The organism is Dysosmobacter welbionis (assembly GCF_005121165.3).
Taxonomy (GTDB): Bacteria; Bacillota; Clostridia; order Oscillospirales; family Oscillospiraceae; genus Oscillibacter; species Oscillibacter welbionis.
Genome location: NZ_CP034413.3, coordinates 228,013 through 254,096, shown reverse-complemented (window position 1 = coordinate 254,096; position 26,084 = coordinate 228,013). Strand labels below are relative to the sequence as shown.

Sequence of the window (26,084 nt, the reverse complement as noted above, 5' to 3'; positions counted from 1 at the left end):
GACGCCTCACTTCCACAAAAAGGGCGGGTATTCCTCCAGGTCGTCCCGCAGAGTCCGGGCCAACAGCAGCGCCTGTACATAGGGGACCAGGCCCCAGGGGATCTTCTCTCCCAGATAGGGGTGCGTCAGTTCAGCTTTTTTCCGCTCCTGCCAGTGGGTCAAAAAGACCTTGCGGCCGGAGTCCGTCAGATAGACCGCCCCATTTTCCCGGAACTGGAAGTCGTCCCTGTGCACGACACGATTGTTGATTAGAGTCAGGACGAAGCGGTCCGCAAGGCAGGGACGCAGTTCCTCCATCAAGTCCAGGGCAAAAGAGGTTCGCCCGGGGCGGTCCCGGTGGAGAAATCCCACATAGGCGTCCAGCCCCACGCTCTCCAGAGCGGAGGCACAGTCGTGCGTCAGCAGGCTGTATGCGAAGGACAGCAGGGCGTTGACCGGGTCCAGCGGCGGCCGGCGGTTTCGGTTCGAAAAGGCAAACAGCGGTTTCTCCCCTAAGATCATCTGGTCAAACACGCTGAAGTAGATCGTGGCCCCGGCGCCCTCCAGGCCCCGCAGCTGCTCCAGGGAGGTTTCGGCGGCGATCTGGGGCAGCAGCGCCCGCAGCTGGGCGGAGGCGTTGGAAAACGCGCTTTCATCTATCCGGAGGCCGTGGTCCCGCCGGGTACGCTCAACGCTCCACCGGGTGTTGTGCACCTTTCCAAAGATCATGTTGCGGGCGATCCGGCAGCAGGGGCCGGGATCATCTGCTGTCCGGTACTGTGTCCGCTGCAGCAGCACATTCCCGGAGGATTCCCCGGATACCCGGGCGAGAAACCGTCCCCGGGGCGTGCAGAACGCCAGAGACACATCCCTCTGGACACAGGCCCCCATCAGCGCCGGAGAGGCGCCGGCGTAGGAGAAGGAGACGATACCGGAGAGAATGTGGAGGGGATAGCGAGCCATCTCCTGCTTGCCGCGGCTGGCCACCACATTCTCCCCGTCCAGAGACAGGTAGATGTCCTCACTGTTGACAAACAGCGTATTCAGAAGATGTCTCATGGCGATTCCTCCATGGCGCGGCGCAGATACGTCTGGACGCTCTCCCGCCGGACCAGCTGGGGCAGGCACAGCTCCTTGAGAGAGCAGGCGTTGCAGGATTTGGAGGGCTTGGCCTTGGGCGTATGGCCTCGATGGTACAGCTGGTGCATTTCGTCGGAGTCCCTGCGCACCGTCTCCCGTAGCTCCGGGGTGAAGAGCACCACCGTGCGGCGGCGTGGCTCCCCATAGAACAGAGCGCCTTCTGGAATAGAGCAGCAGAGCATCTCCTCCAGGCACATGGCCTGGGCGCACAGCTGCAGTTCATCCGCCTGATGGGATTTGGGCTTTCCCCGCTTATACTCCACGGGATACGGCTGCCAAAGCCCCTCCTCCCCCTGAAGCGGTACGCCTTTGGGGGTGGCGTGGAATTCCACCACGTCGCACTGGCCGGAAAGCCCCAGTTGATGGGAGACCACCTGCAATCCCCGGAGGATCAGGGTATCGCCCCGCCGCTCCCGGGCCGCCTCGTCGTGGGCTCTGCGATGGAGAAGGCCGCCCTCCACAGTCCGCAGGTTCTCCTGCCATTGCTGCTCCAGATGGATCAGTGCCCACTGCCGCCGGCAGAACGCGAAGTGCTGCAGACCGGAGAGGGGGAGGAGGTCCTCAGAAAAATCAATCACCCCATGCGGGTACAGGTGATGCCGGCGGGCAGCGCGGACTCGTCCACTGAGACAGTGTAGTCTCCAAAGGAGCGGGCGGGGGAGGCGTCCGCCGGGTCCTTTCGGGCGATCTTTACCGTGTCGAACAGCTTCCAGGCGGGGGCGCAGCCCAGCTCGCTGTCGTGCCTGAAGACGATCAGCTCCCGGACTGCCATCTTGCCGCGGGCGGCGGAGTGATCGTTCTCGAACATGTTGAGGATGGCCTCCCACAGCAGGGACAGGTCCTCCTCGGAGAAACCGGTGGTCTTGCTGGCCAGATTGGCGGAGATATAGCCCTCGCACCGGTACAGTCCATAGGGGACGATGTACTTGCGGCCCATCTCCGTCCCCTTTTTCTCCGCGTCCGCCTCGGTAGTGATGGCCACCCGTGTAATGGTGATCTCCTGGGGGATAACGGGCTCCACGCTGCGGGCAAAGCCCAGCTGCACCGGGCCGCGGACCTGCCCGCAGTTCAGGGCGGCCTTCATAAACGTGGTCATCACCGCGCCGAAGGCGCGGATGTCGTAGAAGTTGGCGCACATCCAGTCCCGGATTTTTCGGTCCAGTTCCGGATCGGCTTTTTTCTTCTCCTTAGCGGTTTTTTCATCGACATCCAGCGCCTTGTAGGCCTCGGCATCGCTCCGGTTGAGAGGGACCCCGTCCTTCACATAGATGCGGTAGCCGGCAGCGTCTTCCTTGACCGTCTCTACATAATTGCGGATTTTTCTCTTCAGGCACACGTCCGTGACAAGGCCCAGGCCGGTTTCGGGATCTACCCGGGGCATATTCCCCGCATCCGGGTCTCCATTGGGGTTGCCATTTTCCACGTCAAAGAGAATGACAAATTCATAGCGGTTCTTGATGGGTTCAGACATCTTTCGCTTCCTCCTTTTTCTGATAGCGGGCCTGGGTCTGGCAGTAGTAGCCCAGCTGGAACGAGCCCTGCTGGGGCAGATTCATGTGGGCGGGATACGCTTTCCCAATGCGGCTGCAAAGCTCTGTCAGCTGTTTTTCATAGAAGACCACCAGCCCTGCGTTGGAGCCGCGCAGCTTTTTCAGATGCTTCTGCGCCAGATTGATGAGAACGGGAAAAATCACGGCCGGCGTAGCGGCGGCGGAGTTGAAATACTTGTCCTTGATGGTGGCGTTGATGCCGGGATTTGCAGAGGCCTGAATGGCTTCCAACAGGGAAAAGAGCCGGCCCAGCGTATAGGGCACGTTCGATGCATCCGGATTCAGGGACACTTGCAAGACCTCCTCTGGTATGTCTGGATTTTCGTGTTTGGTAGTTTCTGCAAGCTTTTGGTAGTAGGCTTTTACGATGGCTGCCCGCCCCCGAGTGACCTCCCGCTCCGCCCGGATCCGAAGGGCCGCGCCGTTCAGCAGCGTGGCGGGATACCGGGTATTGGTCAGGACTGCCCGCAGCACTTCACCGGCCAGGTCGGGAGCAGGGGATTTGTCCCTGGCATTTTGGTTGACGGTCTCACTGAGCAGCTTCCAGAGGGGCAGCGTCTCAAATTTGTCGTAGGCCGGGCGGACGATCTCCAGCCGGTCATAATGGGCCTGGACATTCCGCAGAAACCCGCCGAACGTATTGTGGAGGAAAAACCGCACCGACAGGCGGGCGGAATTGGGAGACAGGCCCAGGATGTAAAAGTCCATGCTGGGGTCCAGTTTTGTCTCATCGTAGACCACCGGATTGCCCTGACACAAGGCGCCAACCAGCCCTTTCAGGTCCGTTTCGTCATAGAAATCGGAGAAAAACGTCTGAAAGACGTCCTGATATCCCCGCTCTCCGCTTCTGGCCCAGCAGACGACGGTAGCATCGCCCACGCGAAAGACGTGTTCCCGGTCGGCCAGGAGCGCGTTCAATGCAGAGGTATATGCAAATGCCGCATACTTGCCGGTGGGAGCGTTGAGGTTCTGCTCCTTTCCGTAGGAGCAGAAGGCCGGGGCGTTGAAGGACACCAGGGCCGCTCCGCTGGACTGGGCACCCGCCACATTTTTGATGGCGGGGTGGACGCTTTCCACCGGTCCCGGCTGCCCGGTGACCAAACAGATTCCCTGAGGACCATCCCCCTTGGTCTGATAGGATGCGTCCCAGGCCCTCCGGACGGAGGGGTCCCTGTGGACATAGCCGTCCAGGGTGCGGAAGATCAGGTTGCCGCCGGAGAGGATGTCCTCCAGATGCTCCGCCAGAGCGGGGTGTTCCCGGGCTGTCTCGGGGTCCCAAGAGCGGAAGAAAGCGGTGACCGCCCGGGCGGCGGGGGAGTCTACACCCGCCAGCAGCCGCTCGTGTAGAGATCTGCTGGCTTCAAAGCACTCCCGCGTTCGCTGGGGCTTGCCCTTGCTGTCGATCCCCAGCAGATAACCGGCGTTGTCGCAGAGGAAGTTGGCGGCCACTCCCACCGTTCGTTTCACAGGCGCGGGGAGGGAGAGGATCTGCGGCGCGGAAACCATCTTCTTTCCCCGCGGCTGTTCCGTCTGAATGTCAAGCACCTGCTCCAGCGTGCCGTTTTCCGAGAGCAGCAGCGCATAGGACACCTTCACCGGCGCCCAGCCGGGGGCGTCGATCTTCCCGGCCTGTTCCAGTACCCGGTAGTAGTCGGTCAGCGCCTGTAAGATCATCCCCGCACCTCCCTGCTGTTCCGCCCAGGGACCCGCAGGACGCCGTCTTCCAGGGACGCCCGGAAGAACAGGGGGCGGATATCCTCCGGGTTCGTGTAATCCATGTCATACAGCATCCAGCCCAGATCCCTTGGCCCTTTCAGCTCCTCCGGACAGGGCGGCGGCTCCTCGCACCAACGGAACTGGGCGGGAAATTCCCGGCAGCCGAAGCAGGGCTGATGATAGAACTGCCCCCGCTGGATGCGGCGCTTGACAATGTCCTGGAACTTGCCCGGGTTATCCCCGGGAGCGGCTTTGTCCGTCACATCAAAATGGGCCTCAATGACATAGTGCACATCCCGCAGCAGCAGCGCCGCCCGCTGCTGGATGTCGTTGGCAGTACAGAGATACAGCTCTCCGGTCCCGCGTTCCATGACGGTGCGGACAGACCGGGCGGAGAGAGTGGACTTCACCTCATTGCGCCGCAGATTGGTGAACCGGATCGGCGCGCACACGTGGATGCAGTCGATCACCCACCGCAGCCCCGGATGCCAGTAAATTGCCTCGATCAGCCCCCGGGCTGCCGAAGGGGTCATGACATCATAGCTGACCCGTTCCACCTTCATCTCCGGTCTGGTGAAGAGGGCGTAGTCCCCCAGACCTCCAAAGAGATGGGCATCAGCATGCACTCCTTTCTTTCGTTTGTGGAAGGGTGGAGCAGCGTACCGCTCCATAGACAGATTTTGGTATAGGTATTTCAATGGATTCTCCGGCCTATCCGATGAACAGGGCATTTCCACCGCTGGGCTCCAGAGTCAGCCCGGTAGTCTGTGTATACAGCCCAATATCCCGCAGGACCACGGAGCCGTCCTCCAGATGCTCCAGCGCCCCTGCCTGCTCCAATGCCGCTAAATGCTGCGGATAGACCGACACGCCGTATTGCCCCAGGCGGCGGTACAGTGTGCGGCTGTATTGACCGCTCCGCAGCAATTCCACAAGTCCGGCGCCCTCCTCCAGAGGAAGGTACACGGTTGTGGTGGGGCTTTCAATCAGGTGGAATCGCTCCGCCACAGTGCGGAAGGGGAAGAACTCCGATTCCATCAGCGGCAGGATGTGGTGGGCATCCTGAGCTTCCGCGCCTTTCAAATCCAGCAACGTGGAGAAATAGGTGTGTATGGCCGCTCGGGAACTGACGTCCTGGCAGTGATCCAGGACGATCTTCCCGGCGCCGATGGAGGTCTCAAACAGACGGGGAGGTGGATCTTCTCCCTGAAAGATGGTGACGATGCTGTCCTCCGGAGGGCGCTTGCCCTCCCGGTTGCACCGCCCAGCGGCCTGGAGGATGGAGTCCAGACCGGACAGCTCCCGATAGACGGCTGGGAAATCCACATCGACACCGGCCTCGATGAGAGAGGTGGAGACCACCCGGCAGGGCAGCCCATCCCGCAGGCGCCGGCGGATCTCATCCAGAATTCTCCTGCGGTGCGCGGGGTACATCAGGGTGGAGAGATGGAAATTGCCTGGACCGGACAGTTGGTGGAAGACCTCCCGCGCGGCCCGGCGGGTGTTGACGACGCACAGAACCTGCTCCTGCTGCTGCAGGCGGGCGGCCAGGTCCATCCAGGACAGCGTTCCTGCCTGCTGGAAGGAAACCCGGCGGAAGGACTCCCAGTGCGCTTCGGCCATGGGGCAAATCTCCCGGATGGGGATCTCCGGAGCGAATTCCTGAAAAATGGGGTCCAAAGCGGGCTGAGTGGCGGTACACAAAACAGCGGAAGCGCCGTAGTGCCGGACCAGCTGGGCAATCGCCCAGACACAGGGTCGCAGATAGGGGAGGGGGAGCATCTGGGCCTCGTCAAAGATCAGGACGCTCTGGGCCAGGTTGTGGAGCTTCCGGCATTTGGAAGGCTGGCAGGCATAAAGGGATTCAAAGAATTGGACTGCTGTGGTGACGATTACAGGAACATCCCACGTCTCCACAGACCGGGTCAGCGGAACGGCCTCCGGACTGGATGCATCGTCCTCCTGCTGGTCGAACTGCACACCGGAGTGAAATTCCAGAACATTTTCATCACCCAAAATCTCCCGAAAGGCCTGGGCAGTCTGCTCGATAATCGATGTGTAGGGGATCACATAAACGATTCGCTTCATCCTGCGGGCTTTGGCCTGCGCCAGCGCAAAGGACAGGGATGCCACGGTTTTTCCTCCGCCGGTGGGCACTGTCAGCGTGAAGAGGCCTGGTCCATACTGTGCCCCCGCCGACATGCACTGTTCCAAAATCACACATCGCTGCATGTTCAGAGCGCCTTTTGGGGGAAACCAGCCGGAGACATAGGTTTCCAGGCGGCGCCACAATTCCTCCATAGAGGAGGACGATGCTGGCAGATACGGGCTGTTGTCCATAAACGCGCCCGTATCTGTGTAGTCTGCATCTACCAGGCAGGAAAAGAGCATCCGCGTGAAAAACATCCCCTCCAGCCTTGTTCCCGCAAATGCGGGGGTATTTGCATGAGGCAGGGAGAATTCACTCTGCCAGGCATGATAGTCCTCCAGCCTCCCTTGACTCGCCCGATTGATGCGCCCCCAAAAGGTGCCGGCGCCAGCGGCGTCTCCCCGGCCGCCGCCGTCGGGGAGGCCGCCGTGGTGTCCGGAGATCGCAAAAGCAGCCGCCAGCTGTTGAGCTTTCAGACACTCGAAAGCCCCGGCAGAGGCGTGATCCACTTTCGGCCCGCCATGGAGCCGCCGCTGAAAGGCAGCGGAGTATTTTCCGATGTCGTGAGCCATACCGGCCAGCTGTCCCTGCGCCTCTGCGTCAAAAGCAGCTGCGAAAGCGGAACACAGAGACGCGGTGCCTTTGAGATGTTCCAGAATTGTCTGGGTCCGGCCGTCTTCTGTGAGATGGGCCAGATAGGCGTAAGTATCCATCCTGCAACCACATCCTGAAATTATATAAAATGCACAATTTATAGATTTATTATATGATTTTCTTGGTTGTATTGCAAGAGGGATATCTGATTCCGGCAGCATCCATGAAACAGGGGGAGTAGATAGAGACATCTTGCAAGGAGGCTCAGGCAAGAATACGTGAAAATTGGATGACATTGGGTGACGAAACTGCTATTTCGCAGAGCAGTTTAACACGTGATCTATCTCTGCAAGCAAGCTCGCTAGAAGCGGGCTTGCTTTTATGTGTTTTGCGACAAAATCCGATGTTTTTCTGTTGCTCTATCCAACAAGAACTATAGGTCCGTCCAAATTTTTATAGTTCATGGTTAAAATCCTCTATATAAGGAGGGATTTTCCCATGACAAAAATAACTTTACGACGAATTTTTTCAAAGCACGTCCTTCTCAAACGTACGCAATTTCAACTGACACAGGCTCAACTTGCAGAGGCGGTTGGGACCTCCCATGGATGGATTCAGAAAATTGAATCTGGTAAGAAGATGCCTGGCTTTTTTCTCGCAATCAAACTTGCAGTCTTTCTCGAAATTGATATGAATAGCTTTCTGAAAGATCTGATGGAAGCCTCTGGCACTCCAATAACTGCATCTAAACGTCAGGAGTCTCTTGTTCATACCCATGCAGCAAAAGAATCCGGGGATACTGAGGTGACTGGTCATGTACAAGTATGAGGTATTTAAGATACATTCTTTATCTTCCAGATCTTACGGCATTCTTGCTAAAGAAAAAATAGGCCGAAGTTGGATTACAGTAGCAGTTACTGCCCCTTTTTCCAACGATTACGGAACCGCCCATCAACTAGCTGAATCCTGTTCTGCCCGCCAGCTTTCTCCCCCGCATCTCGTGGATGTTGTTTCTGATTTTATCTCTTAGAAAACGGTTATATCTTGAAGTTTTTAGCCTTTTCTACAGGAGCGATTCCATCGAAATGGCTCCTACCAGTTTTCTCCTATTTGGACGCTACTACAACGGGTGAAGCACACCCGTCAGACGTGCTTCATTCGTTCCCAAGATTCAGCCACAATGGGGCAACATACAGACAGCGAACGATCACTGCTTCGCGGGCTGCCAGGCAAGCCCCGTGTTGTAATGGAGTCTACGGGTAATTATCATTTACCGGAAGCCTGACTGCTGAATGCCTCCGGATTCTATGCTTCGGCAGTCAGTGCAGCGCTGGTGCCAATTTGCGCCGTGCCAAGACCGACAAGAAGGATGCCATTAAACCGGCAAACGACGGTCTTGGCCACTGGCTTATCTTGGCGAGGTATAGATACCTGATTGATGCGCAGAAACTGCTGCCAGGCAATACCAGCCGTATTCAAAAGTTGAAGAACAACCTGATCTCTCTGTTAGACACAGCTTTTCCGGGCGCAAACCGCCTGTTTTCAAGCCCTCCGCGTACCGATGGCAGCGAGAAATGGTGGACTTCGCAGCGACATTTTGGAACTGTGAGTGCGTTTGCGTTTTATGTGAAAAAGCATTTATTTCCAAATACCAAAGGTGGTGTAAGAAATATAGCTACAACTTCAGCGAAGATAGGGCATTGGATATTTATGCTTCTGCCCGTAGTCACTTTGGTGTTATGCCGAAAACTGATACTGCCAGACTTCTGGCAGAACGGGCTGTCTCTCAACTCCGGACGGCCTGTGCAGCATTGGCCGCCCTGAAACTGCAAAACTGCAAATGCGATCTTGGGCATCTTCACGCCCGGAATATCCCGTGGTGATGAGGATATTTGGTGTTGGTCCATCGCTCGGCTCACAACTTATGGCGGAGATTGGCGATGTCCGCCGTTTCCACTCCAAGACGGCGTCGGTGGCTTTTGCCGGTATTGATGCATCGCCTTACCAGTCTGGTCAAATAGATATTTACATCCGCAATTCCGCTTCGTTACAGAACTTTTCCTGCTGATGGGTGGATATCTCCCCAATGCCCCTGTAAACGAGGCTGCGCATCAATTCATAGAGAAAAAGTGCTCTGAGGGCAAGCATGACAAGGGTTACATGACGATCCCTTTTACCACACAGTCATGGTTCGATCCGGCTCCCGGACCAGATCCAGTTGGCAGCTTCCGGTTTCCCCGTGAAATGCGAGACAAGGAGTTGGCGCAGCATATCAGTTGTTCTTTCCGAAGAGCTGCGGAGGCCCTGGAGAAGATCCCCCAAGATCATCCAGATAGTTGAGCTGGTGCAGCTTCAGCGCAACTGTCCGGACTGGGAGGGATCCCAATCTCCAGTGCCGGAAGTGCGATGAGGTGGCCCGGAGATACGGGAAAGAGATTGCGGTCGTGGAGCCGGTGAAGGGAGGTGCTCTGATGAACTTACCGGAGGAGGCCGCTGTGCTGCTGTACCAAGCTGATGCGACCGCCGGACCGGCCTCCTCCTGGTCCATCCGGCTCATTGCGGGGCTGGACGGGGCTTTGACTGTTTTAAGCGGCATGAGAAATCCGGAGCGATTGGGGAACAACACGGGCTACACTGCCAACCAGGAGGCGTATTATGCGGCTCTGCCCCAGACTTACAGAAAGGCATCCGACTGCATCCGCTGTGGCCTGCGGGAGAAAATTGCCCGCAGAGGCTTCCGCCCGTGATCTGCTGGAAACGGTTGCAGAAGCGTTAGAAGCGGAAATATAAAATTTCCGGTGTCCCCAGACAAAACACATTCATAAACAATTGGCTCAGAAACATTAGAAATCTATCTCGGGGCTGTCATTTTGAAGAATATATTGGGACGCCGCACCAAAAGTCCATTGGTGCGGCGTCCGATCTTATTCAATACCTGTGTAAATATTCCTATGTCCAGCCAATTACTTGCTGTGTATTGCCCCCGTAAAATCCATATCCTGCGCCTGCCAGGAACTCCAGACGGGCTGAAGGATAGACCACTCTTTACGGAACAGGGCAGGGGGGGGACGATGCTGTCCGTATTTACGAGACTCGGAAGGACATCCTTATTCTGGGGGCTATCGCCGCATAGATACCATAGCCCAGCAGAGTTCCCGCTTAGATGCGGCCAACGGTCATCCACAGGGAAAAGTAGCTGTCCGGAACACCCTCCACGCCAGAAAAAATCTCATTCATCATTCTTTTATAGAAGAAAATCTGAGAAAAATCCCGGGTATGGATGAGCAAGGATGGTCCAAGTTATACTCTGGATCAGCAGTTTCTGAATCTCCGCCTGGAGCAAGCAGGTTTTATGTAATAAAAGGCACAGGATGCGAGGCCGAGACGAGACTGGGCAGAGAAGTGTTTCGGAAGGGGAGATTTGAGGATGGAAGGAGGCTGCTCCATGTCGCTGTTTGCTCAGTATGTCGGAATATCCTCGTTAAAGACCATGGAACATTTTTTTCAGTTCTTCCACATAGGGAGCGGTCAAAGGGTGAGGCGTCTGCCCCTTCTTGGTGACATAATAATGGGCCAGGATACTATCTTCTCCCTTAAGCGGGACCGAGGAAAAATGGTAGTGCTGCGGATGCTGCCAGCGGGTAGAACTGATGAAAAAAGCATCGGATTGGGCCACAATATCCTGGCTGGCAGCACTGTCGTTAATAGAGATGATGCATTTTGGGGGAGACTGAAACAGTTGAGAGATGGACTCGGAATCATCATCGTAAAATCTGCCGAAATTCTCGTGGTTTTCTGCAATCACATAGGGATAGTCCGTCATACGGTCTTCCACCGGAACGGTCTCCTGAGCCTGCAGAATGGGGTGGTCCGCTCTCGTGACGATGCTGATATGGCTCTCCCCCAACAGATGGTAATCCAAGTCCTTTACGCTGCAAAGCCGCGTGATCCGATTACTGTGGGATTTCATCAGGAAGACGATCCCCAGGTCGGAGCGGCAGTGCTGCACATCATCCAGAACATCGTAAAAAGACTGTTTTTTCAGCCTGATATAGATAGAGCCGCCGTGGCCGTCTGAAATCTGCGGCCAAAGCCTTGTGATGGGCGTGCTGAGAAAGAAGGATCGCATGGAAGAGACACTGAAATACTGCTTGCGGAAGTGGCTCTTTGCATACAGATCTTCTACAAAAATTTTTTTGTCTATGATCTCGTTTGCATAGCTCAAGAACTCCCGCCCCTCTTCCGTGACGGAAACGCCCTTTTTGGTTCGAAGGAAGATCTGGATTCCCAATTCTTCCTCCAAGGCCTTGATGCTGTTGCTGACATTGCTCTGGGACGTATAGAGCCGCTCGGCGGCTTTGTTGATGGATTCGCAGTTGGCGACCTCTACCACGAAGCTGAGCTGTTGGAACGTCATGTTGGATCCTCCCTCCGTACATAATAATGCCCCCCTAGACAGCCTCGGCATTTTCCGCCCAGTTTGCTGAGGGGCCTTTGGGATTGCTCTCCAATGTCCTGTCACAGTCCGGAAAAACGCGGAAGTCGGACAGGAGATCCGGCGTGCGCCCGGGAGAGACAGTCTCCCTGAAGTGTGCCCGTAAAGATATGAAATTCATATATTTAGTACTAACAATACCATATAAACGGATTTCCTGTCAATGTGATAAAATTAAGACAAGCAAAACAGGACAGGATCAGACAAAAAACACAATGTTTGCAGAGAGGAGCAGTACGGACAGGAAAAGAGCTGACGAGATCACCTTCAATCAGGCATAGAAGCCGCGGTAATTTTGGAAATGGAAACAACACCTAAGGAGAAACGCCCTTGGGTATTTTTTCAAAGCAAAATACGTTTGTTCAAATTCCATAGGAAAATGAAATGTGGAGGGAATCAAGATGTTGAAATTTGCGATTATCGGAGCGGGCGCAGGCGGACAGAGCATGGCCGCCATTCTCACCAGCAAGGGCTATATCGCCAAGCTGTATGACATCGACAAGGAAAAAATCCATCGTCTGCAGGAACTCAAAACAATCAAGGTCACCGGCGTCATTGCCTGCGAGGCCGCACCGGCGGTTATTACGGACCGGATCGATGAAGTCATGGATGACGTGGACGTGATCATGGTCGTCTCTACTACGGATGCCCATAGAAGCATCGCCTATGCCTGCAAGCCCTATCTGAAGGATGGGCAGATCGTCATGCTGAATCCCGGCCACTGCGGAGGTGCTCTGGAGATCGCCAATATCCTGCGCGGCGAGGATGGCTGCGGCAAGGATCTTATCATTGCGGAGGCGGGGGACCTGATGTATGGCTGCCGCAGTTATGAGGTCGGCAATATCCTTCACACGGGCCTGAAGGTCCACGTGCCGGTGGCGACACTGCCCGCCAGTGATATCGACCGCCTGATGAAAGTGCTGGGACCCATCTTCCCCTGCCTGCAGCCTGCGGCCAATGTGCTGGAGACCGGCTTTGAGGGCGCCGGCGCCATGCTGCACCCCATCCCCAGCCTCATGAACATCAACAAGATGGATCTGGGGCAGAGCTACGACTATTACATGGAGGGAATCACCCCACATATTGCCGATATCATCTCCGCTTGCGACAAGGAGCGTGTCGCTGTATGCAGGGCGCTGGGCGTGGATGCGCTGGCGCTGGGGATATGCTGGTCAAGACCTACAAGCTGGAGCCGAAGGACAGCCTGTATGATCTGATTCAGAGCATCGAATCCTATCGCGCTCTGCGCAACCCGACCAATACCAAGCACCGGTTCATCGTGGAGGATACCATGTCCGGCTTGGTACCTCTGGCTTCCGTGGGCCATGCATTGGGCATCCCCACCCCGATGATGGACGCCTTTGTCAATATCGCCAGTGCTGTCTGCGGTCGGGACTTCTGGAAAGAGGGACGCACCGCAGAAAAGCTGGGGATGGCCGGCAAGACGCTGGAGGAGATTCAGGAGATGGTCCGCTGACCAGCGGCTTTTGGAGGAAAAGGCATGGATGTCATAGGGGCCATGAAGGCTAGAAGAAGTGTGCGGAGCTATCTGCCCCGCAAGGTGGAACAGGAAAAACTCAATGCAGTTCTGGAGGCTGTCCGCCTGACGCCTTCCCGACATAACGATCAGAATATCCGGGTGATCGTGGTACGGGACAGTGCCTTGAAGCAGCAGATCCGCCAGCAGGCTGAGACACAGCCCATGGTGGAGGAAGCAGATGTACTTTTGGTGTTCTGCGCTACGGACCGCACAGATTTTGTAATGCCCTGCGGGCAATATGGCTATGTAGTGGACATGTCTCTGGCCACAGGATTTGCTCTGCTGGAAGCGGCAGAACAGGGGTTAGATACGTGTATCATCTGTGCATTTAGAGAAGATGCGGTCAAAGATTTGCTGCATGTTCCGGCATCTGCGCGGGTCGTATCTATGGTAGCGCTCGGATATGGTGCGGACAACAGCCCCCGGAAGACAAAAAAGAATATGGAAGAAATCGTCAGCTATGACCGGTTTTAAAGGGGGCAACAAAAATGGCAGTTTCCGGTGAAAACCGGTGATTGTAAAATATGAAAAAGGAGAAGAGATGTTATGAAAAAAAAGTTGCTGCGGATTTTTTCCTCCGTGCTGTGTCTCTGCATGTTGACAACTGCATGTGGCGGCGGCACAGAAGATGCCGGAAACGGCGATGATGGGGGAGAGGCGAAAGATACTCTGACTATTGCCGTTCAGGCAGATATGGCAGACAAGGACCCTATCAACGGAAGCAGCACCAATGATACTTTGAAGATCAAGGCAAATGTCTACGAGACCCTGATCGAGCGCACAGTGCCGGAAGGAGAGTACAAGCCGCTTCTGGCCGAATCCTGGGAATTCAACGATGATGCCACTGAGCTGACAATGACTCTTCGGGAAGGCGTCATGTGCCATAACGGCGAGCCTTTGACGGCCGAGGATTGCCTCTTCTCTCTGCGCTGCCTGCGGGAGAGCTCCAACACCTCTGTTACCGACCATATGGATCTGGAAAACAGCTATGCGGTGGATGAGAGGACTTTTGTCATCGTGATGGACGAACCCTATATGCCTGTAATCGCCAACCTCTCATTCCCTACCTGCGTGATGTTCAGCCAGAAGGGATATGAGGAAGGAAACGGGGATTGGGCCAATATGGACATCGGTACCGGTCCTTATACCTGGGGCGAATGGTCTATCGGCAGCAGCGTGAGTCTGGTGGGCTTCGACGACTACTATGTGGAGGGCCAGCCTGCCATCAAGAATGTGGAATTCAGAGTGATTTCCGAAGATGGCAACCGCTACATCGAGGTGGAGACCGGCGGCGCAGATATGTGCTACAATCTTTCCGGCGTGGATATCGAGGCTGCCGAGGCCAATTCTGATGTTGTGGTATTCCGTGAGTATACGACGGACAACTGCTATCTGAGCTTCAATCTGCGGAATTCTCCCTTTGACGATGTCCGTGTCCGCCAGGCTATCGCTTATGCACTGGATATTGACGGTGCATGGGAGGTCTGCATGGACGGTGTCGGTCAGCCCGCGGAAGGCCTGCTGCCCAGCAATATTCCTGATTCCATCGCGGATGTGGACTCTCCCTATCATGTGGATTATCCGGTCTATGAATATAATCTTGAGAAGGCCAAAGAACTGCTGGCAGAGGCCGGTTACCCCGACGGGTTCTCCTGCAGATATCACGTGGGCCACATGGCTGTGCGTCAGGCCTATGGTGAGTTCTTTGCCAATGCACTGGGGCAGATCGGTATTGATGTGGAGATCGTTGCTTTGGACGCTGCCACAAACTCTCAGGCTTTGAAGGTGGAGCACAACTTCGATATTTATACCTGGGGCATCTCTGCCACCAACGGCGATATTGACTATGCGAACCGATTCTTCTACACCGATAACGCCAACAACATCTTCGGATACAGCGATCCTGAGATGGATGCCCTGATTGATGCTGCTGCTATGGAGGCGGACTCTGCAAAGCGCAGCGAACTGAATGCAGAAATCCAGCAGAAGGTGCTGGATGAATGTGTCATCGTTCCCATCTATCAGCAGGAGGATATCCACTGCTACACCAGCGATCTGCAGGGCTTCCGCAATGGCGCATTCCAGGCTCCGCTGCTGAAGTATTGCTACTTCGCGTAAAATGATTCTCCGGATTAAGGGTTTGATTTGATCCAAGGGATGGGTGGATAATACAACAATTATTCACCCATCCTATTTTTTTACATGACAGTACAAAAAAGCGGTGGCCTCCGGGGCGCCGCGCTGGTTGAGTGAGGAAAACGAACCATGCTGAAATACATTATCAAGCGAATCTTATGGATCATTCCCATATTGATCGGTGTAACCATTGTTGTTTTTACAATTCTCTATTTTTCTCCTGGTGATCCTGCTTATCTGGCCTTGGGAGATAACGCCACGCCGGAAGCTGTTGAGGCATACCGCATTGAGATGGGGATCAACGGGACCTACTGGGAGCGGCTGGGAAGGACACTGCTGGGCCTGTTTCAGGGGGACCTTGGAATCTCCTACCGCTCCAGAACTCCGGTTTTGAACGAACTTCTCGTGCGCTTCTCTGTAACATTCAATATCTCCGCATGGAGCATTGTTCTGGGCATTATACTTGGAATATTCTTCGGAATCGTAGCTGCTCTGAAACAGAACACCATTCTGGACTCTCTGTGCACAGGGTGCGCTTTATTTGGAATTTCCATGCCGATGTTCTGGCAGGGCCTGATGCTGATTCTGATTTTCTCCGTTGGACTGGGCTGGCTTCCGGCTTCGGGCTACGGGAATAGCTGGACGCAGATGATCATGCCGGTGGTTGCGCTGGGCGTGAATTCCTCTGCCACTATCATGCGGACAACCCGCAGCTCCATGCTGGAGGTTATGCGGCAGGACTATATCCGCACGGCCAAGGCAAAGGGCCAGACTTATTGGATGGTAATCCTGAGCCATGCATTGAAAAATGCTATGATCCCCATTGTCACCGTAATCGGGCTGCAGCTAGGTGTTCTGCTGGCCGGCTCCATTGTCACAGAGGTGATTTTCTCCATCAATGGCGTGGGAAAGTACCTGGTGGATTCCATGAATGCCCGAGACTATGCTGCCGTGCAGGGATGTGTGCTGCTGATCGCGTTTGTCTCGGCCATTTTGAACCTGATTGTAGATATCATCTACACGTTTATTGACCCCCGCATGAAGACCATGTATGAGAGCTCCAAGAGCGGGTTCTTCCGTTTCAAGAAGAGAGGAGAGAAGAAGGCGGCATGAAAAATCACAGTATGCTCTCCGAAATCTGGAGACGTTTTAAAAAGAACAAGCAGGCGCTGGTGGGACTGATCGTTTTGATCCTTTTCGTTCTCATCGCAATTTTCGCCGATCAGATCGCACCATACGGATATGATGATCAGGATGCCAGCCGTGCCATGATCGCGCCCTGCGCAGAGCATATTTTCGGCACAGACAACCTTGGCCGGGACCAGTTGAGCCGCCTGATCTATGGCAGCCGTTATTCTCTGGCCATCGGCTTCCTGGCGGTTGGAATTTCTGTCATTACAGGCGGAATTTTGGGTGTCCTGGCAGCCTACTATCCCAAGCTGGACAATATCATTATGCGCTGTATGGATCTGTTCATGGCCATTCCCCAGATGCTGCTGGCCATGTGCATTGTCACGGCACTGGGTTCCAGCTTGTTCAACCTGATGCTGGCGGTGGGCCTGTCTTCTACGCCAAAATTCGCGCGCGTGGTGCGGGCAGCAGTTATGTCAACACGGGAACAGGAGTTTGTCGAGGCGGCCCGAGCCATCGGCGCCAATAACTGGCGTATCATTGTCCACCACATTCTTCCCAATTCTATTTCCTCTCTGATCGTGCAGGCCACACTGGCCATGGCGGGCGCCATCATTTCCGCTTCTGCTCTGAGTTTCCTGGGATTTGGCATTCAGGCTCCGCTGCCGGAGTGGGGCGCAATGCTGTCCACCGGCCGGCGGTACATCCGGACAGAACCTTACCTCACGGTCATTCCCGGCCTTGCCATCATGGTGGTGGTCTATGCACTCAACGTTGTAGGAGATGGCCTGCGGGACTGCCTGGACCCCAGATTGAAGAAGTGAGCGGTGAAAGGAGTACGGTATGGCTGAAAATATATTGGAAGTGCACGACCTTGAAATCCGTTATGTGACAGACGAGGAAACTGTGCAGGCGGTGAATGACATCACCTTTTCTCTGGAGAGGGGCGAAAGTATCGGCCTGGTGGGGGAGACCGGTGCCGGAAAGACCACCACGGCCCTTGGAATCATGGGGCTGGTGCCGGATCCGCCAGGAGAGATCGTAAAGGGATCGATCCTGTTTGAGGGAGAGGATCTGCTGAAACTCTCAGAAAAGCAGATGCGCCGGATCCGCGGCGGAAAGATCTCCATGATCTTCCAGGATCCCATGACTTCCCTGAACCCGGTGACACGGGTAGGAGATCAGATTGCAGAAGTGATCCTGCTGCACAACAAGATCTCGAAGGCCGAGGCCCGGAAGCGTGCTATGGAGATGCTGGAGCAGGTGGGTATCCCCGGCGCCCGTTGCGACGACTACCCCCACCAGTTTTCCGGCGGCATGAAGCAGCGGGTGATGATCGCTATCGCCCTGGCCTGCAGCCCAGAGCTGCTGATCGCGGACGAGCCTACCACAGCCTTGGACGTGACGATCCAGGCGCAGGTGCTGGAGCTGATGAAAAAATTGAAGCAGGAGTATCAGACCTCCCTGATCCTCATCACTCATGATCTGGGCGTTGTGGCGAAGATCTGCGACAAGGTCGCGGTGGTGTACGCCGGGGAGATCGTGGAATCCGGAACCCTCAAGGAAATTTATACAGATAAGCGGCATCCGTATACCATCGGTCTGTTTGACTCTCTGCCGGATATTGAGAACGACGCATCTACGCTGAAAGTGATTCAGGGCATGGTACCGGACCCCGCAAACCTTCCGGATGGATGCAAGTTCCACCCCAGATGTCCCTATGCGACAGAAGCCTGCCAGACCGGAAAAATCAAGCCGGTGAAGCTTTCGGACTCTCACATGGTCCGCTGCAACCGTTTTTCTGACACGGAGGTTTGAGTATGGCTGAGATTTTAAGAGTAGAAGACCTGACAAAGTATTTTGCCACCAAAAAGGGGACACTCCATGCAGTGGATGGCGTCACCTTCGGTCTGCGGGAGGGACAGACGCTGGGGATCGTGGGAGAATCCGGCTGCGGAAAGTCTACACTGGGCCGGGTGATCCTGCACCTGCATCAGAGAACAGGCGGCCGGATTATCTTTCAGGGAAAGGATATCTCGGACGTGACCAAGGCGCAGCTGAAAGAGCTTCGCAAGGATATGCAGATCATTTTCCAGGATCCCTACGCATCTCTGAACCCCAGAATGTCCATCGGAGATATCATCGCAGAGCCTTTGAAGATCTATAAGCTCTGCAATTCCAAAGAGGAGCAGCAGAAAAAAGTCCGTGAGATCATGGATGTGGTGGGACTGGCAGAGAGAACCTATGGCCTGTATCCGCATGAACTGGATGGTGGACGCCGCCAGCGGGTAGGTATCGCCCGGGCGCTGATTCTGGATCCCAAGCTGGTGGTCTGCGATGAGCCGGTCTCTGCTTTGGACGTGTCCATTCAGGCACAGATTCTGAACCTGATGATGGAGCTCCAGAAGGAGCGGAATCTCACATATCTGTTTATCACCCACAACCTGTCCGTGGTCAAGCATATCTCCGATGATATCACGGTGATGTATCTGGGACAGATGGTAGAGAAGGCTGGATCCGCAGAGATCTTTGCCCACCAATATCATCCCTATACAAAGGCATTGATTTCTGCGATCCCGCTGCCCAAGTACAATGCGCCGGATAATCAGATCATTTTGAAGGGTGAGATCACTTCGCCTATCAACGTGACAAAGTCCTGCCGCTTCGCCCCCAGATGTGTATATGCGAAGCCGGAATGTTTTGAAAATGAGCCCCAGCTGGAAGAGATCGAAAAGGATCATTTTGTCAAATGCCATTTTGTGAGGGAGATTAATGGCCTGTGATAAATCCCGATTTAGGATCAGAAAGAGGTAAGGATGGAAAAAACGTTTGACTTTGACCACTTTGAAAGCCGCCTGCCGTGGGGGCAGGTTAAGTGGGAGCCAGCTGAACTGGAAAAGACTTTTGGAACCCAAGACGTTCTGCCCGCCTGGATTGCAGATATGGATCTGAAGACGCTTCCGGAGGTTCAGGAAGCCATCATTGAGGCAGCTAAGAACGGCATGTATGGATATACCAAAGTCACTGATGAGGTTATTGCGTCCTATCTGCGCTGGCAGCAACGGAGAAATGGCTGGAATGCGGCGGCGGACTGGTTCCGTTTTACCCCCGGTGTCGTGACAGCCATCAATCTCCTGCTGCTGTCAGAGACGGAGGAAGGCGATGAGGTCCTGATCCAGAGACCGGTGTATTATCCCTTCGCTGATTCGATACAGCAGCAGAAACGGGTTGTTGTAAACAGTCCGTTACAGCTCAGGGATGGGCGCTATGAGATCGACTTTGCAGATTTTGAGAGGAAAGCGGCATCCCCCAGATGCAGGGCCTTTGTTTTAAGCAACCCGCACAATCCGGTGGGCCGTGTTTATACGGAGGAGGAGCTCCGCAGAGTGGGCGAGATCTGCCGCAGGCATCATGTGTTTGTAATCGCAGATGAGATCCACAGCGATCTGATCTTCCCGGGCCACCAGCATATCGTGTTTGCCTCGCTGGGCCAGGACTATGCGGAAAACTGTGCCGTTTGCCATGCTCCATCCAAAACATTCAATCTGGCGGGGCTTTCTTTTTCCTGCATTATGATCCCCAATGAGGAACGCCGGAAACGATTTGACCAGATGTTCGCACGGTATTGTCGTGCCCATCCGAACTTTTTTGCCCCCGTTGCTGCAAAGGCTGCCTGGGACCACGGGGAAGCCTGGCTGGATTCATGCCTGGCTTATATTCAGAAAAATGACCAGTTCGTTCGGGAGTTTGCGGAAGATACTTGGAATGGAGACGTCAAGATCTCCCCTCTGGAGGGGACCTATCTCCAATGGATTGACTTCCGGAGACTGGAGCCGGATGCCGAAAAACTGCGCCAAAAGATGCTGTATCAGGCCCATGTGGCGATGGACGAAGGCAGTATGTTCGGCCCAGAGGGAAATGGATTTGAACGATTGAACCTGGCTGCACCCCGAAATCTGATCGAGGAGATCATGGATCGCATCGCCGCAGTATTACGGTAAGAGAACACCAATCCTAAATTACTGGAGGAGTAAACAGGAATGAAAATTTACAAAAAAAGCATGCTGATTGAGGAGAGCGACAACGTCGCAGTTGCCGTAGAGCCTATCCAGGCGGGTGAGTGCACACTAGTGGCTGGTGAGGAGATCACGGCCAACGAATATATCAAAGAGGGGCACAAAATCGCCCGCACTGATATCGAAAAAGGAGCCGAGATCATCAAGTATGGTGTACATATCGGCGTGGCCACCCAGTTCATCAAAAAGGGAGACTGGGTACATGAGCACAATGTTTACGATGACTTTGAGGAAATCAACCGGGAACAGCGTGCTTACTATCGCTCCATGGCACCGGATGCCATGGATTACACGATCCACCATAAATACAAAAAGGAAGAGTTGGGCCTGCCGGAGACGATCATGGGCTATAAGCGGGCAGACGGTTCCTTTGGGATCCGGAACCAGGTGGTGGTGATCTCTCTGGTTCAGTGCTCCAACAATGCGGCGCAGCGGATCTCTGCTGCCTGTAATGTCCCTGCCACGTTTGTCGATGCGGCTTGCGGTGAGTTTCCGGATCGCTTTGAGCGGACCCGCAGAGGATTCATCACAACCGGCACGCACCCGAACACTTTTGGCGTGGTACTGCTGTCCCTGGGGTGCCAGCAGACAGATCCTGAAGATGTGGCGGAGGAGATCCGTAAGACTGGCCGGCCGGTGGTGAATATCAGCATCCAGGCGGACGGCGGTGTCACCAAGGCCATCCAGGACGGGATTGCAGCTGTGGAGGATCTGAAGCGGCAGGCAGAGGCCCAGAAGCGCGAACCCTGCCCCCTCAGCGGACTGATTATCGGCGGCTATAACGGCGGATCTGACTGGACCAGCGGCCTGTCCGCCAATCCGGTGGTGGGTGAGGCAATCGATATGCACCTGTCCGCCGGCGGAAGAGCGGTGGAGGTTTGTGGCCGCGGCGGCTATCCCACCACAGCGGCTTCTTATGAGATCGGCATGCGCCTGATGGATATCGGAGATTTCTTCAATGAGGACTGCACCCGCAGAGGCGGTAAGGGCCTCTCCCAGGTCAATCCCACTCCCGGCAATAAGGCGGGCGGACTGACCACTATGACCGAGAAGAACCTGGGCAGCTTCAAAACCCAGGGACATCGCCGGATCCTGGGGATCCTGGACTGCGGTGATCCGGTCCCCGGCGCGGGAGCCTGGGGCATCAACCAGGCACAGGGCGCCAATGATGCCTATGCGTCCACCACGCTGGCCATGAGCGGATGCCATATCTGCCTCTTCACCACTGGGCGGGGCAACCCCATCGGCAACGCATGTATGACGACCATCAAGATCACAGGCAACCCCCAGACTGCGACGGCGCTGGAGGACATGATCGACTACTCCGCAGCTCCCATGCTGTATGGGGAACTGAGCCTGCAAGAAAGCGGCCGCGAGCTTTACGAGCTGCTTCTGCGTGTGGCCAACGGCGAGGAGACAAAGGCGGAAAAGCTGGGAGATTATAGCTGGACAACGCCCCACGGAACCAGTTACAACGGCGACTATTGATTTCTGCTGCGCAGGCCCCGGGTGGGATCGGAACAGACGACCGGAAGTGTATTCCGGTCGTCTGCGCTGATTTCCCGTGCAGACGGCCACGCTGTATGTTGCCATATAAAAGGAGAGACTGATTACGAAAAACAAAAAACCAAAGCTATATATTTGATGCTGGTCTCATCGCTGTCCTTTTCCATCATGCAGGTATTTGTCAAATTGAGCTCTGAAGAGGTGGGGACATTTGAGCAGACCTTCTTCCGCAATCTTGTCAGCCTGATTATTGCAGCTGTTATGGTCCGACGGGAAAACCTGCAGGTTTTTCAGGAGATCAAACGAGGGGGCTGGGCGCTTTGGGGAAGGTCGTTCTTCGGCTTTCTGGGGATCGTGCTCTTCTTCTATGCGGCCGGTCACGCCCGCCAAGCGGATGTAGCTATGCTGAACCGGGCATCTCCGGTATTTGTCACACTGCTCGCCGGTATTTTCCTGAAGGAGAAGATCACTCCCGTCAAGATCGCCTCAACGATCCTGTGTCTTGTGGGCGCATATATCGCCATGCAGCCGTCCTTCGACTCCAACCCGTTCCCGCTTCTGGCGGCTTTGCTGGCAGCGGTGGTATCCGGCATGGCTTACACCATGTTGTCCTACTGTAAAAATTTCACGCACCCATCTGCGATTATCTTCCACTTTTCCGCACTGAGTACGGTCTGCGCAGGACTGATGATGCTGCCGAATCTGGTGATTCCGTCTCCAAAGGTATTCGTGATGCTTTTGCTGATCGGCGTCTTTGCGGCAGGGGGACAGTTCTTCCTGACATACGCTTATCAGCAGGCCCCGGCCTCTGAGGTCAGCATCTATCAGTATTCCGGTGTTGTGTTCACTGCCGTGTTCAGCTATGCCTTTTTGGGAGAGACCCTGAGCAAAAGCTCCATAATTGGTGGGATTGTGATTCTGGGCGCTATATTCTGGGTGTTTGAAAACACCAGGAAAGAAAAGAACACATGATTTGAAAATCTTGTGATCACATAAGCTGCAGTTCCCTACGGAATTCCAGGCTATTCACCAATAAGCAGGGAACGTCATGGCCGTGTTCAATTTTACTGAAATGACATTTACTCTTTGCATTTTGACCTGGTCTGTACATACAGAACCCGGCGCCGGGAATTCCCGGCGCCGGGTTTTTGTGCGGATTTGGTCCCTTCACGCTTGACCGGAGGGCTGCCTTTGCCTGGGGCTCTGCCGCCGGACTCCGGGACATGCCCGTGCAGCCTTGGACGGGGCGCTTTCCGCGTTCACAGCTTTTTGACGAACAGCGCACGGATGGCGTTGAGCACTGCCAGGATCATCACACCCACATCGGCGAAGATGGCCAGCCACATATTGGCGAACCCCAGGGCCACAAGCACCAGACACGCCAGCTTGATGCCGATGGCAAAGACGATGTTTTCATAGACGATCCGCAGGCACTTGCGGGAGATCCGGATGGCCTTTGCGATTTTGGCGGGATCGTCATCCATCAGGACCACGTCGGCGGCCTCGATGGCGGCATCGGAGCCCATGGCGCCCATGGCAATACCGATATCCGCCCGGCTGAGGACCGGGGCGTCGTTGATGCCGTCCCCCACGAAGGCCAGCTTTCCCCGCTCAGAGTTGTCCAGCAGCAGTTCTTCCACCTTTTCCACCTTTCCGGCGGGGAGCAACTCGGCGTAAACCTGATCGATGCCCAGGGACTGGGCCACCTGGTCTGCCACCGGCTTGGCGTCGCCGGTGAGCATGACGGTCCTATGAACACCGGCGGACCGCAGCGCCTGGACAGCCTCCCGGGCGTGGGGCTTCACCACGTCGGAGATGACGATATGTCCGGCATACTTCCCGCCGACGGCCATGTGGATGATGGTGCCTACGCTGTGACAGGGGATGTACGGCACGCCCAGCCGGTCCATCAGCTTGTCGTTGCCGGCGGCTACCTCCACGCCGTCCACTTTGGCGATGACGCCGCTGCCGCTGATCTCCTGAACATCCGTCACCCGGCTGCGGTCGATCTCCCGGCCATAGGCCCGCTGCAGGCTTTTGCTGATGGGGTGGCTGGAAGCGCTCTCCGCCAGAGCGGCGTACTCCACCAGCTTCTCGTTCTCCATTTCATGATGGTGGATGCCGTTGACCTCAAACACGCCCTGGGTCAGAGTGCCGGTCTTGTCAAAGACCACCGTTTTGGTTTGGGACAGAGTCTCCAGATAGTTAGAGCCCTTCACCAGCACGCCGGCGTTGCTGGCCCCGCCGATGCCGGCAAAGAAGCTGAGAGGGATGCTGATGACCAGAGCGCAGGGACAGCTGGCCACCAGGAAGGTGAGGGCCCGGTAGACCCAGACGCTCCAGCCGGCGGGCAGGCCCAGAAGGAGCGTCCGGGCCAGAGGGACCAGGATGGCCAGGGCCAGGGCGGCGAAACACACGGCGGGGGTATACACCCGGGCGAACCGAGAGATGAAGTCCTCCGACCGAGACTTGCGGGAGGAGGCGTTCTCCACCAGGTCCAGGATCTTGGACACCGTGGACTCGCCGAATTCCCGGGTGGTACGGATTTTCAGCAGCCCGGTCATGTTGACGCAGCCGCTGATGATCTCGTCCCCCTCCCGGACCTCCCGGGGCAGGGACTCGCCGGTGAGGGCGGCGGTATTCAGGGTGGAGGCGCCCTCCACCACAGTGCCGTCGATAGGAACCTTCTCGCCGGGCTGGACCACAATAACGGTGCCGATGGACACCTCGTCCGGGTCTACCTGCTCCAGCTTCCCGTCCTGTTCCACGTTGGCGTAGTCCGGGCGGATGTCCATCAGCTCACTGATGTTCCGGCGGCTCCGGCCTACTGCATAGCTCTGGAACCACTCGCCGATCTGATAGAACAGCATGACGGCGATGGCCTCGGTGTAATCCCCGCTCCGCTCGTACAGGGCCAGGGCAATGGCGCCCACAGTGGCCACGGCCATCAGGAAGTTCTCGTCGAACACCTGGCGGTTTTGGATGCCCTTCAGGGCCTTTCGCAGGATGTCGTAACCTGCGATCAGATAGGGGATCAGGTACAGCCCAAACCGCATCCAGCCTGTGACGGGGAGAACATGCAGGACAGCCAGCAGGGCCGCCGCTGTCAGAATGCGGATCAGCATGATTTTCTGCTTTTTATTCATGAGGTTCACTTCCGATCTGAGCCGCTCCGTGCGGCTGATAATTCAATAAACGTTTAATTGTTTTGGGAAAGAAAACACCCCGCCTCCGGAGGGGGTGCTTTCCTGAAAAACGCGCTTACAGGTAGATTTCGCAGTCGTCCTCCACCTTTTTGCAATTTCTGCGGACCTGCTCCATCACGGCCTTGGGGTCCTGCCCCTCCGCGAATTCCACGATCATCTTCAGCGCCATGAAGTTCACGGTGGCGCTCTGGACGCCTTCGGTCTTCCGGGCGGCCTCCTCCATCTTGTTGGCGCAATTGGCGCAGTCCACATCGATCTTATAGGTTTTTTTCATATAAAAGTCTCCCTTCAGCAATTGAGCAAAACGATTAAGCAATTATTTAATCTATGGTCTTATCATACACGGGGCGGCCCCCCAAGTCAACGGGGGAGGGAGAGAATCTTCCGATTGGGCAAAAACTCCTTCCGATTGGGCCAATGCGGGGCGGCATATTTTCGCTCTTCCAGAATGGCGCGGGGTGTGGTAGAATACAAAACCAGAAGGAGGGACGACCGATGGAAGAAAAGAAGCTGCCCCACGACCATGGACAGTCCATGGAGCGGGAGCTGGAACAGATGCCCAGCGTGGACGATTTCCAGACAGTGGCTGACATCTTCAAACAGCTGGGGGACGGCAGCCGCATCCGGATTTTTTGGCTGCTGTGCCACTGTGAAGAGTGCGTCATCAACCTCTCCTCCATGGTGGAGATGAGCTCCCCGGCGGTGTCCCACCACCTGAAGCAGCTGAAGGCCGGCGGCCTGATCGTCAGCCGGCGGGACGGGAAAGAGGTCTACTATAAGGCTGCCGAGACGGAGCGGGCCCAGCTGCTGCACCACATGATTGAGGCGATGGTGGAGATTGCCTGCCCCTCGGCGTGAGGTGGGAA

At 55.7% G+C, this 26,084-nt stretch carries 22 protein-coding genes and 2 pseudogenes; 15 read left to right on the top strand and 9 right to left on the bottom strand.

Annotated elements, in window-relative coordinates; translation table 11 throughout:
* Positions 1–6: 6 nt before the first annotated feature.
* Genes cas1c through cas3 form a run of 6 tightly spaced genes read right to left on the bottom strand, consistent with a single transcriptional unit; the run spans position 7 to position 7,247 of the window.
* On the bottom strand, positions 7–1,038 hold the full coding sequence (gene cas1c / locus EIO64_RS01355; RefSeq protein ID WP_119311099.1) for a type I-C CRISPR-associated endonuclease Cas1c: 1,032 nt from the start codon (positions 1,036–1,038) through the stop codon (positions 7–9).
* Positions 1,035–1,697 (bottom strand): CRISPR-associated protein Cas4, encoded by a 663-nt coding sequence (gene cas4 / locus EIO64_RS01350; RefSeq protein WP_394802914.1) that lies wholly within the window; start codon positions 1,695–1,697, stop codon positions 1,035–1,037. The genes cas1c and cas4 overlap by 4 nt, the downstream gene beginning before the upstream one ends.
* Positions 1,694–2,590 carry a type I-C CRISPR-associated protein Cas7/Csd2 gene (gene cas7c / locus EIO64_RS01345; RefSeq protein WP_119311098.1) on the bottom strand — a complete coding sequence of 299 codons (897 nt, stop codon included), beginning with the start codon at positions 2,588–2,590 and terminating at the stop codon, positions 1,694–1,696. Before cas7c ends, cas4 begins: the two co-directional genes overlap by 4 nt.
* Positions 2,583–4,343: a type I-C CRISPR-associated protein Cas8c/Csd1 gene (cas8c, locus tag EIO64_RS01340; RefSeq protein WP_136890701.1), complete on the bottom strand. Its 1,761-nt coding sequence runs from the start codon at positions 4,341–4,343 to the stop codon at positions 2,583–2,585. The genes cas7c and cas8c overlap by 8 nt, the downstream gene beginning before the upstream one ends.
* The gene (cas5c, locus tag EIO64_RS01335) at positions 4,340–5,083 is read right to left on the bottom strand and encodes a type I-C CRISPR-associated protein Cas5c (protein ID WP_249390760.1); all 744 of its coding nucleotides are present in this window, start codon (positions 5,081–5,083) and stop codon (positions 4,340–4,342) included. The genes cas8c and cas5c overlap by 4 nt, the downstream gene beginning before the upstream one ends.
* Before the next feature lie 13 nt (positions 5,084–5,096).
* Positions 5,097–7,247, bottom strand: a complete 2,151-nt coding sequence (cas3, locus tag EIO64_RS01330) for a CRISPR-associated helicase Cas3' (RefSeq protein WP_119311095.1) — start codon at positions 7,245–7,247, stop codon at positions 5,097–5,099.
* A 379-nt stretch (positions 7,248–7,626) separates the two neighbouring features.
* Between cas3 and EIO64_RS01325 the strand changes: the two genes are divergently transcribed.
* From EIO64_RS01325 to EIO64_RS01310, 4 genes and pseudogenes are all read left to right on the top strand, one after another.
* On the top strand, positions 7,627–7,956 hold the full coding sequence (locus tag EIO64_RS01325; protein ID WP_158629669.1) for a helix-turn-helix domain-containing protein: 330 nt from the start codon (positions 7,627–7,629) through the stop codon (positions 7,954–7,956).
* Positions 7,943–8,158 (top strand): DUF6514 family protein, encoded by a 216-nt coding sequence (locus EIO64_RS01320; protein WP_021751290.1) that lies wholly within the window; start codon positions 7,943–7,945, stop codon positions 8,156–8,158. The genes EIO64_RS01325 and EIO64_RS01320 overlap by 14 nt, the downstream gene beginning before the upstream one ends.
* A 156-nt stretch (positions 8,159–8,314) precedes the next feature.
* Positions 8,315–9,291, top strand: a pseudogene (locus tag EIO64_RS01315) (transposase); the annotation flags it as partial.
* A 308-nt stretch (positions 9,292–9,599) separates the two neighbouring features.
* A complete protein-coding gene (locus tag EIO64_RS01310; protein ID WP_136890698.1) occupies positions 9,600–9,875 on the top strand; it encodes an aldo-keto reductase family protein in 276 nt (91 codons plus the stop codon).
* A gap of 734 nt (positions 9,876–10,609) precedes the next feature.
* On the opposite strand, the gene EIO64_RS01305 is transcribed toward EIO64_RS01310, so the two are convergent.
* Positions 10,610–11,545 (bottom strand): LysR family transcriptional regulator, encoded by a 936-nt coding sequence (locus tag EIO64_RS01305; RefSeq protein ID WP_025544481.1) that lies wholly within the window; start codon positions 11,543–11,545, stop codon positions 10,610–10,612.
* Between the two features lie 479 nt (positions 11,546–12,024).
* On the opposite strand from EIO64_RS01305, the pseudogene EIO64_RS01300 reads away from it, so the two are divergent.
* From EIO64_RS01300 to EIO64_RS01255, 10 genes and pseudogenes are all read left to right on the top strand, one after another.
* Positions 12,025–13,100 (top strand): annotated as a pseudogene (locus tag EIO64_RS01300) (NAD/NADP octopine/nopaline dehydrogenase family protein).
* A gap of 84 nt (positions 13,101–13,184) precedes the next feature.
* Entirely contained in the window at positions 13,185–13,637 is a 453-nt protein-coding gene (locus EIO64_RS01295; RefSeq protein WP_051365591.1) for a nitroreductase family protein, read from the top strand.
* A 72-nt stretch (positions 13,638–13,709) separates the two neighbouring features.
* The gene (locus EIO64_RS01290) at positions 13,710–15,281 is read left to right on the top strand and encodes an ABC transporter substrate-binding protein (RefSeq protein WP_119311089.1); all 1,572 of its coding nucleotides are present in this window, start codon (positions 13,710–13,712) and stop codon (positions 15,279–15,281) included.
* A gap of 147 nt (positions 15,282–15,428) precedes the next feature.
* Complete coding sequence (locus tag EIO64_RS01285) at positions 15,429–16,412, top strand: ABC transporter permease (protein ID WP_025544477.1); 984 nt, start codon at positions 15,429–15,431, stop codon at positions 16,410–16,412.
* Positions 16,409–17,254, top strand: coding sequence for an ABC transporter permease (locus EIO64_RS01280; protein WP_119311088.1), 846 nt, complete (start codon positions 16,409–16,411; stop codon positions 17,252–17,254). Before EIO64_RS01285 ends, EIO64_RS01280 begins: the two co-directional genes overlap by 4 nt.
* A gap of 19 nt (positions 17,255–17,273) precedes the next feature.
* Positions 17,274–18,248 (top strand): ABC transporter ATP-binding protein, encoded by a 975-nt coding sequence (locus tag EIO64_RS01275; RefSeq protein WP_025544476.1) that lies wholly within the window; start codon positions 17,274–17,276, stop codon positions 18,246–18,248.
* Between the two features lie 2 nt (positions 18,249–18,250).
* The gene (locus EIO64_RS01270; protein ID WP_025544475.1) at positions 18,251–19,213 is read left to right on the top strand and encodes an ABC transporter ATP-binding protein; all 963 of its coding nucleotides are present in this window, start codon (positions 18,251–18,253) and stop codon (positions 19,211–19,213) included.
* Between the two features lie 33 nt (positions 19,214–19,246).
* The gene (locus tag EIO64_RS01265; RefSeq protein ID WP_025544474.1) at positions 19,247–20,431 is read left to right on the top strand and encodes a MalY/PatB family protein; all 1,185 of its coding nucleotides are present in this window, start codon (positions 19,247–19,249) and stop codon (positions 20,429–20,431) included.
* Between the two features lie 39 nt (positions 20,432–20,470).
* Positions 20,471–21,994: a UxaA family hydrolase gene (locus tag EIO64_RS01260; RefSeq protein WP_025544473.1), complete on the top strand. Its 1,524-nt coding sequence runs from the start codon at positions 20,471–20,473 to the stop codon at positions 21,992–21,994.
* 21 nt (positions 21,995–22,015) lie between these two features.
* The gene (locus EIO64_RS01255; protein WP_136890695.1) at positions 22,016–22,984 is read left to right on the top strand and encodes a DMT family transporter; all 969 of its coding nucleotides are present in this window, start codon (positions 22,016–22,018) and stop codon (positions 22,982–22,984) included.
* Positions 22,985–23,271: 287 nt separating this feature from the next.
* Here the strand turns inward: EIO64_RS01255 and EIO64_RS01250 are convergent, their stop codons facing one another.
* Together EIO64_RS01250 and EIO64_RS01245 are read right to left on the bottom strand one after the other, a co-directional pair.
* Positions 23,272–25,158: a heavy metal translocating P-type ATPase gene (locus EIO64_RS01250; protein ID WP_021751270.1), complete on the bottom strand. Its 1,887-nt coding sequence runs from the start codon at positions 25,156–25,158 to the stop codon at positions 23,272–23,274.
* A gap of 115 nt (positions 25,159–25,273) precedes the next feature.
* Positions 25,274–25,492 (bottom strand): cation transporter, encoded by a 219-nt coding sequence (locus tag EIO64_RS01245; RefSeq protein WP_025544472.1) that lies wholly within the window; start codon positions 25,490–25,492, stop codon positions 25,274–25,276.
* Positions 25,493–25,713: 221 nt separating this feature from the next.
* Here EIO64_RS01245 and EIO64_RS01240 point away from each other — a divergent pair, with 221 nt between their 5' ends.
* Complete coding sequence (locus EIO64_RS01240) at positions 25,714–26,076, top strand: ArsR/SmtB family transcription factor (RefSeq protein ID WP_025544470.1); 363 nt, start codon at positions 25,714–25,716, stop codon at positions 26,074–26,076.
* The last annotated feature ends 8 nt before the right edge of the window (positions 26,077–26,084 follow it).